General features: G+C 45.3%; 3 protein-coding genes. All 3 read right to left on the bottom strand.

Going from position 1 to position 3,543, the window contains the following annotated elements; all coding sequences use genetic code 11:
• Positions 1–362 precede the first annotated feature (362 nt).
• The gene (locus U9Q77_05920; GenBank protein ID MEA3286894.1) at positions 363–1,994 is read right to left on the bottom strand and encodes an SUMF1/EgtB/PvdO family nonheme iron enzyme; all 1,632 of its coding nucleotides are present in this window, start codon (positions 1,992–1,994) and stop codon (positions 363–365) included.
• Between the two features lie 150 nt (positions 1,995–2,144).
• Positions 2,145–2,681, bottom strand: coding sequence for a spore maturation protein (locus tag U9Q77_05915; protein MEA3286893.1), 537 nt, complete (start codon positions 2,679–2,681; stop codon positions 2,145–2,147).
• A 1-nt stretch (position 2,682) separates the two neighbouring features.
• On the bottom strand, positions 2,683–3,369 hold the full coding sequence (locus U9Q77_05910; protein ID MEA3286892.1) for a nucleoside recognition domain-containing protein: 687 nt from the start codon (positions 3,367–3,369) through the stop codon (positions 2,683–2,685).
• Positions 3,370–3,543: the final 174 nt, after the last annotated feature.

Here is a 3,543-nt window from a genome sequence, read left to right as displayed (position 1 = left end):
CCGCAGGGAATGAATAAAATTACTCTGACTCAGGTCAGGGGTGATAGGGGTTCCAACTGGTTCATAATTTTTAATTAACTCCGTTGGAGCATGGGTAGTACTTCTGCGGGCATCTGCACTATACAGTCCGATGGCAAGAGCACTGATTAAAACAATGGTAATTAACTTTCTCATATTCCTTCCTTCCGGTTCATTTTATTCTCTTTGTAGCATAAGCTTACAAACAGAATCATAATTTTCCTACTTGCATATTCCAACATCAAACATGCCTTTAACAATTACAAAAGCAAAACACATCTGAACTTCTTTGGTAGCTATCCTGATTTTCAGATGGTCCGATTACAGTCAAGTTTTAAACTTAATCAATATTTTATTATCCTGAAACCAACATCTGCAGCAGTTGTGGCTGGGTCAAGCAGTCCCTGCCTCCAAGCCTCCAGGGCATTTGCTTGAGATAGATAACTACCCCCTTTTACAACCCTCTCTGATCCTGCATCTGCAAAACTATCGGTCCATTCCGAAACATTTCCAATGAGATCAAATAAATCATCAAAATTCTCACTGGCTGCACGCCCGCCTACCTGCTTGAGCACTTCTCCACAATCGACGTAGTTAGCATCAGCACAGCTTTCCAGAGATTCACCCCAGGGATAATCATCTCCACTGAGATCACGGGCTGCTTTTTCCCACTCATTCCGGGTGGGCAATTGAGCATCATAATACGCAGCAAAGGCATCAGCACCAAACCACGACACGTAATTTACCGGGAAGCTCTTATGGTCACTCTCGATAGAGAAGGCTCCCTCAGTATAATAAATACGGGTCGTATCTGATTCATCCAACTCATAAAAGGTATAAGCTCCGGCTGCCCAAGAAGCATCACCAGCATATTGACCCGTTACTATGTCCCCATCGATCGATATTGTGCCTGAGGCAATTGCAAAGTTTAGATAATCAATGAATTGAGTATTAGTGACCTCGAAATTGAGCATCTGATAGTCGGTTCCCAGATCTGAGAGGGTATCGCCTGCTGAACCAAAGAAGTAGTCGCCACCCTGTATTGAATTAAAGCTAAACCAGGCACCTAATAAATTCCCCGTCTCAAAATCTGACTGATAGTTTTCGGTGGTCGCTGATACTTGGTACTGATAACTCAACTCAGTACTCGACACTGCGTGAAAATATTCCACTACATTGGGATCCAACACAGCTAATGGCAGCATACCGCTACCATCATCAAATTCTAAGATTTGAGTGGTTTCATAAATACAGTTGTCCAGCCAGGTCACGCGCACAGTATCACTATTTACGTACTGACTGTTAACCTCATCAGGAGCAACAATACGTGTATTCGCAGCTGGTAACGTTCGGGCGGAACTATTGTGTTCTGTGACTGCAACCAGGATATAATAATAGTTTACATCATAATCTACAGCTTCATCCAGGTATTGATCTGCATCTGCTGCCAGGTCAGCAATCTTGTTATAAACTTCATCCGTACTGTCGCGGCGCAACACCTCAAAGCCATCTACATAGCCCCAGATATCATTCCATGTTAGAAGAATCTTTGTTTCATGAACGGCTTTGACCACTACGTTCGGTGGCGGAAAATCTGTGGGAGCGACTGTACCAGAGCTGAAGGCAGATACCACATCTCCCTGAAAGGCCGCCACTTTATACGTGTAAGCATTGAGGAAAACCAACCCGGTATCTACATAGCTGACTACATCAGCACCCACATCAACCAGTATGGCCTCATCCTCATGGGCTGCCAGACGAGAGATTCGAAATCCATCCTCGTCATCAGAATTGTCCTGCCAGGATATTTCAAATGTGTGATCATTGACCACTGAGATCATGATTTTGGATGGAGCAGCAAGCGCATCATCCTCAACGGGATCATCGCAGGACAGGAACCCAAAAGCAGTGAACAGAATCAGACTCAGGACAGCAACTGCGCTGAAGGAATTTTTTGTTACTTGATTTTTTTTCAAAGGAACCTCACTTGCATATAATTTTTATTCACGACTTTCAATATTCCGACCCTTTAATCAATTTAAATTTGGCAACTCAGTAGTCAATTGGCAATTCGGTTACACAATTTTGTGATACTCTTGTCCAATTTGCAGTAAGTCTGATTTGCTTTACCCAAACACCATTTGGGTGACCACTACTGCGGCGATAATCCCGGCCAGATCCGCTGTCAAAGCAGCAGGTAGAGCATGCCGGGTTTTTGTAATTCCCACTGACCCAAAATAAACAGCCAGAACATAAAAGGTGGTTTCTGTTGACCCTTCCATGACAGCTGCTATGCGAGCAATCATGGATTCCGGACCATGGGTGCTGATCAGCTCAGACGCAATACCCAATGCCCCACTCCCACTCAGAGGTCGCATCAAAGCCATTGGGATCACTTCACCTGGCATCCCAATTAGCGAAGTGACAGGGGCAAGCAAACCAGTAATTAAGTCAAGTGCTCCAGATGAGCGAAAAGCGCCAATAGCGACTAGAATAGCAACTAAAAACGGAATAATCTTGACGGCAACATTGAAACCCTCTTTAGCTCCCTCTGTAAAAACCTCATATACCTTGACTTTTTTATACCACCCGTGACCAATTATTGCCAGCATCAAAAGGGGTATAGCTACAGCTGAAACGCCATTAATAATTCCTGCAAACATCTCAGTCCTCCTCACGCTCTCCCGCCTTCGGCGGAGATTCCGGTATCACAATCTGATATCGTGGAAGCTTTTGTAGCAACTTAATCATGACAATTGCAACCGTGGTGGAAACACCGGTGGCGAGAATAACCGGACCGATAATTTCAGCTGGGTTAGTAGAATTTGCAGCAGCTCTTATTCCAATCATAGTAGCTGGAATGAGAGTTACTGATGACGTGTTTAGCGCCATAAAGGTGGCCATGGCATCGGTGGCTGTGTCCTTCACCTTGTTTAATTTTTGAAGCTCCTGCATGGCTTTCAAGCCCAAAGGCGTTGCTGCATTCCCCAGACCCAGCACATTGGCGGAAATATTCATTACCATGGCACCCATAGCGGGATGTTCAGTTGGCACACCCGGGAATAGACGGATCATGACAGGGCGCACAGCTCTTGCAAAGATTTTCACCAGTCCAGATTCCTCAGCAATCTTCATGAGGCCCAACCAGAGGGCCATGATTCCGATGAGCCCAATAGCCAGATTCACGGCTGCCTTGGCAGATGAGAACAACCCCTTTGTGAGCTCAGTAAGTGGGGTAAAGCTGGGATCCATAACCAAACCAGCAGCGCTGCTGTAATCAAGCCCCAGGCACTGGAAGGCAGCTACGAGGATGCCTCCTCCCATCAAAACGATCCAAATAGTATTAATCATAGCGGTGTCCCTTTCTCTACTCCAGGCGTTTGGTTTTAGTTCTAGCGATGTAATTGTCGATCATACGTCGTCGATAGCGTCGCAGGAACAGAGCAAAAATGATAACCCCAATGGCGTATCCGATGGCGGCGGCTAAAGACATAGGTAATACCATATTCAGTTCCAAATTCTCCA

The organism is Candidatus Neomarinimicrobiota bacterium (genome assembly GCA_034716895.1).
Taxonomy (GTDB): Bacteria; Fidelibacterota; UBA8477; order UBA8477; family JABMPR01; genus JABMPR01.
Note: the sequence above shows the minus strand (reverse complement) of the source record. Positions and strands in the feature narration are given on the sequence as shown.

Coding starts and splice junctions, on each gene's coding strand:
- U9Q77_05915 (MEA3286893.1), bottom strand. CDS start 2,681: ATGTTTGCAGGAATTATTAATGGCGTTTCAGCTGTAGCTATACCCCTT.
- U9Q77_05910 (MEA3286892.1), bottom strand. CDS start 3,369: ATGATTAATACTATTTGGATCGTTTTGATGGGAGGAGGCATCCTCGTA.